The organism is Rhodococcus sp. EPR-157 (genome assembly GCF_001647195.1).
Classification (GTDB): Bacteria; Actinomycetota; Actinomycetes; order Mycobacteriales; family Mycobacteriaceae; genus Rhodococcoides.
The window spans coordinates 1-4,845 of sequence record NZ_LVCV01000174.1 but is presented as its reverse complement, the minus strand read 5'-3'; the positions used below and the strand labels follow the sequence as shown (position 1 = coordinate 4,845).

The window sequence follows — 4,845 nt, the reverse complement described above, 5'->3', positions numbered from 1 at the left end:
GCGTCGTGGACGTGGAAACGGGACCGAGGCCGTAGATCATCACGTCGGCCTCGGTCCCGGTTTGCAGGGCACGCGAGATCACCGAATCCTGTCGCAGAGCAGTGACCGTGGCCGGGTCAGCGTACAGCGGGGCGTTGAGGCGGACCGGCCGTGCCTGCAAGTATTCGGCGCACCGCCCCAGCGTGTACTCGACGCCGGTCTGGTAGTCGGCGGAACTCATCGAACCGTCGAGCTGGACCACCTGGGCACATTTCGCACCCCGGGACCTGAGCGAATGAGCGACGGCGACCGTCTCCGGCCCCCACGTGAATCCCAGCGTGTCGGTTGCACCCAGACGACGCGAAAGCATTGCAGCCGTGGCACGTCCGAGAGATCCGTAGCCGTTGTCGGTGCCGTCGATGACGTCCGGGACGACCAGCGCCTCGGTGAGACCGAATGCCCGTTCGAGATCTCGCTCGATATCGGCGTGCACGGTGCCCTGGAGTTCGTCGGGCACATTGATCTCGATGGTCACCAGCCCGAGGGCCCGCGCCTTGGCGACGAGCCTTCCCGCGGTAGGACGCGAGACACCGAGCTTGACCGCGATCTCGGCCTGCGTCGCTCCTTCCAGGTGGTACATCGATGCGGCGCGAAGAGCGAGCCGCAAGTCGTCGCTGCTTTTCGACGACCTCTGCGGGCCCGGCACCTCTGGAACCGTTGTGGTCACGACCCACTCCCTTGACCTCGATCGCGCTGAGCAGATGCTCAGGGTGTGTTCTTCTGCTCATTAAGCTAACATTCAGGTGTGATCTACACAACACCCGCCGATGGAAGGGCTCCCGTGTCACAGTCGATGCAGGTCAGTGTTCTGACCGGGCCGAAAGAGATACGTCTGGAATCTCGGCCGGTCCCGACGCCCGCCGCCGACGAGGTCCTCGTACAGGTCACAGCGGTCGGTGTCTGCGGTTCGGACGCCCACTACTACCGCGAGGGCCGCATCGGAGACCACGTCGTCAACGGCCCGTTGGTACTGGGTCACGAGGCCGCGGGAATTGTCGTTGCCGTCGGCTCGGCCGTGGCAGACACTCGAATCGGTCAGCGCGTGTCCATCGAGCCGCAGCGCCCGGACCCGACGAGTTCGCAATCACGCGCCGGTCGGTACAACCTGTGTCCCGCGATGGAGTTCTTCGCGACGCCGCCGATCGACGGCGCCCTGGCCGAGTACGTCCTGATCCAGTCGGTGTTCGCCCATTCGATTCCCGACGAGATTTCAGACGAGGCCGCCGCCCTCTTCGAGCCGCTGTCCGTCGGTATTGCATCCGCGCAGAAGGCGCGCGTCACCGCCGGGTCGAGCGTCCTCATCACCGGTGCCGGTCCGGTCGGGCTCGTCACCGCTCAGGTCGCCCGCGCCTTCGGCGCAACAGAGGTGATCGTGTCCGACATCGACGAGAGCCGACGCTCCAACGCGTCTCGATTCGGCGCGACTCGCGTCGTAGATCCCGCCGTGGTCGATGTACGGGACCTCCAGGTCGATGCATTCATCGACGCCTCGGGCGCACCGCGAGCCGTCGTCGACGGCATTCACGCGGTCCGCCCTGCCGGTACCGTCGTACTCGTAGGCATGGGCGCGTCGGACTACGTGCTGCCGATCTCGCTGATCCAGAACCGCGAACTCGTTCTGACCGGTGTCTTTCGCTACGCCAATACGTGGCCGATCGCTCGGGAACTGGTGCTCGCCGGACTCGTCGATCTCGATTCGATGGTCACCGCGCGCTTCGATCTCGCGGGTGTCGAGGATGCATTGAACGCCGACACAGTGTCGGGAAGCATCAAAGCTGTTGTCATTCCCGGATTCACGAAGGAGCACTACGCATGAAGTTGAACTCGCACAACCTCGACGACTTCATCGAAGATGTCGCAGTGCCCACGTACGATCGATCCGAGGTGACAGTCGGGATCGTTCATTTCGGGGTCGGCGGCTTTCACCGCGCCCATCAGGCCATGTACGTCGACCGCCTGCTGCAGCAGGGTGAGGCGGCCGAGTGGGGAATCTGCGGAGTCGGCGTCCTTCCCGGGGATCTGAAGATGAAGGACGTCATGGATGCACAGAATTGCCTGTACACGTTGGCTCTCAAACACTCCGACGGGACGTGGGACACTCGCGTCATCGGCTCGATCGTCGAATACCTGTTTGCGCCGGACGACGCCGAGGCAGTGATCGAGAAGATGGCGTCCGAGTCGGTCAAGATCGTCTCACTCACGATAACCGAAGGCGGATACAACTTCTCGGCCACGACGGGTGAATTCGACACCGAAAACCCTGCAATAGTTGCCGACCTCGCGGATGGTGCAACACCGTCGACGACGTTCGGATTGGTCGTCGAGGCACTGGCGCGACGCAAGAATCGTGGTCTGCAACCGTTCACGATCATGTCCTGCGACAACATCGAAGGCAACGGTCACATGGCGCAGTCGACGTTCACCGCGTTCGCACACCTCAGGGATCCAGCTCTGGCGGACTGGATCACCGCGGAGGGCGCTTTCCCCAACTCGATGGTCGATCGCATCACTCCCGTCACCACTCCCGAAGTGATACAGGGTCTTTCGGACCGCTACGCGATCGACGATCAGTGGCCGGTAGCTGGTGAACCGTTCACGCAGTGGGTGCTCGAAGACAACTTCACTCTCGGTCGTCCGCCGTTCGAGGACGTCGGAGTCCAGGTCGTCGACGACGTCACTCCGTACGAGCTGATGAAGCTTCGGTTACTCAACGCCAGCCACCAGGCACTCTGCTACTTCGGCTACCTCAGCGGCTACCGGTTGGTGCACGAGGTCGCGCAGGATCCACTGTTCGCCGAGTTCCTGCTCGCATACATGAACACCGAAGCGACGCCGACGCTCGCGCCCGTACCCGGCATCGACCTCGATGAATACAAGAGGACCCTCATCGAACGGTTCTCCAATCCGGAGATTCGTGACACGGTGGCGCGGCTGTGCGCGGAGTCGTCGGATCGAATTCCGAAGTGGCTTCTGCCTGTCATTCGACAGAACCTCGAGTCCGGTGGAGAGATCGCCCTGTCCACCGCCGTCGTAGCCAGTTGGGCTCGCTACGCCGAGGCCGTCGACGAACAGGGGCAGCCCATCGAGATCGTGGATCAGTTGAAGGATTCGCTCGTCCCGCTCGCCCGCACACAGCACGAAAATCCGACCGCCTTCATTGCCCACCGCGCTGTCTTCGGCGATCTGATCGACAACGAGCGCTTCGTCGCGGAATACACGAAGCAACTCGAATCGCTGCACTTGAATGGTGCCCGGGCCACCCTTCAGTCGCTGCGACACCAATGAGCGGCAAGTCTTCTTGATTCATTCGACCCTGAGCAGTAACGAAAGAGAGGCTAAACTTTCTCCAGGTCGTGGGGATCTGCCGGCAGGAGTGCGTCTTCGTGAACAGTGGCTGGCCGTACCCACCAGCGCCGGTGGCGCGCACGTCCGGGGTGAACTGCCTGGTCAGTGGCCTGGTTGGTGTCCTCACCGTTCTGGGTACGCAGCCGCAGATTGCCGTTCCCTTGCTCGTCCTTGCGGTGCTGTGGTGCGGAATCGGCGTGTTCATGGTTGTGACAGCACCGGTACTGTCCCGCCGCCTGTACTTGGCGATGCACCTGTCTGGCCTGACGAGCGTCGTACTTTTCTGCGCGGCCGCCGGAGGATCGGTCACCGCGCTGTCGGGGATTCTGCTCCAAGTTCTTCTGGTGACGCCGGCCTTCATCGTCCTCCCCAATCGCATTGCGTGGAGGACGACTCTTCTCAATGCGACGTACGTCCTCTTCCTGGGGTTCGAGACAGGGGATCTCCATCCAGTTCTGATCGCCAACGCGCTTCTAGTTCTGTTCGCGCTGGCCGTCTCCGCTGCCTGGGTGCAGAGCGTCGCATCGACGTCCGAGGTAGACGACCTCACCCAGCTCGCGAACCGGCGACGGCTCACCCGGGAGCTCGATTCCAGGCCGGGAACGCGAGCAACCGAGAGAATCGATTCCATCGCTGTCGTCGACATCGATCGTTTCAAGGTGATCAACGACGAATTCGGTCATGCAGCGGGTGATCGAGCCCTCGAGATCGTCTCGTCCGCGTTGCGGCTCTGTCTTCCGTCTCAGTTTCTGCTGTGCCGCTCGGGTGGTGACGAGTTCACCGTTCTGTGCCCGTCGGGTTCCGCGGCCGCATTGAGTGACGCGCTCGATCTCGTCCGGGCCGAGCTCCCGTCCGACCTCACGATCTCGGGGGGTGTGGCGGGGAGATTGCGCGACGAACCTGCCCGAAAGACCCTGGAGCGCGCGGACCGTGCCCTCTACCTGTCCAAGGAGCGCGGGCGGAACTGCACGACCGTTCACGATTGACGTTGTTCGCGAGATCCATTCAGGTTTACCGGCATTTGAAGTGGGGCTCCACCCCAGTGGCGCGGTTAAGTGCGTTGCTGTGCACTCAACCGTGCCACTGGCGGCGGAGCCGCTAACTCGGTGCGTCGACCGTCCGGAACATGAGGTCGACGATGGCGCGTTTGGCGACGTCGTCCTGGGGATGAGTCAGCATGCTCTCGATCACGAAGACGATCATTCGCGTCATCGGTTCGGTGTCGGCCTCGGACGTTCCGGCGCCACGCAGTTCCGCGCCGATCCATCCCTCCCACCTATCGTGGAAGCTAGTGTGCCACTTGTCGATACATGCCGATATCGACGTTCGCGCATGCACTGTCTCGACCAGCAGGTGGTACTTCTCCAGCTCGTCCACCACCCAGAGGACTCGCTCCTGCAGGCGCGACGACTCGAGCGCCATGAACCGGCTCAGTGCCTCGTCGTGGATGTCGTCGAGTAC

General features: G+C 62.8%; 4 protein-coding genes and 1 pseudogene. 3 read left to right on the top strand and 2 right to left on the bottom strand.

Features of this window, described 5'->3' with window-relative positions:
* Positions 1–706: sugar-binding domain-containing protein (locus A2J03_RS07670; RefSeq protein WP_068371654.1), on the bottom strand; the 706-nt coding region annotated here is incomplete at its 3' end.
* Between the two features lie 126 nt (positions 707–832).
* Here A2J03_RS07670 and A2J03_RS07665 point away from each other — a divergent pair.
* From A2J03_RS07665 to A2J03_RS07655, 3 genes are all read left to right on the top strand, one after another.
* Complete coding sequence (locus A2J03_RS07665; RefSeq protein ID WP_068371651.1) at positions 833–1,855, top strand: NAD(P)-dependent alcohol dehydrogenase; 1,023 nt, start codon at positions 833–835, stop codon at positions 1,853–1,855.
* Entirely contained in the window at positions 1,852–3,324 is a 1,473-nt protein-coding gene (locus A2J03_RS07660) for a mannitol dehydrogenase family protein (RefSeq protein WP_068371648.1), read from the top strand. Before A2J03_RS07665 ends, A2J03_RS07660 begins: the two co-directional genes overlap by 4 nt.
* Positions 3,325–3,422: 98 nt before the next feature.
* Positions 3,423–4,370 (top strand): GGDEF domain-containing protein, encoded by a 948-nt coding sequence (locus A2J03_RS07655; protein WP_156520260.1) that lies wholly within the window; start codon positions 3,423–3,425, stop codon positions 4,368–4,370.
* 112 nt (positions 4,371–4,482) lie between these two features.
* On the opposite strand, the pseudogene A2J03_RS30940 reads toward A2J03_RS07655, so the two are convergent.
* Positions 4,483–4,845: pseudogene (locus tag A2J03_RS30940) on the bottom strand (hypothetical protein); the annotation flags it as partial.

Excerpts from the sequence above, each read along its gene's own strand:
- A2J03_RS07665 (WP_068371651.1), top strand. The coding sequence starts at position 833 with ATGCAGGTCAGTGTTCTGACCGGGCCGAAAGAGATACGTCTGGAATCT.
- A2J03_RS07660 (WP_068371648.1), top strand. The coding sequence starts at position 1,852 with ATGAAGTTGAACTCGCACAACCTCGACGACTTCATCGAAGATGTCGCA.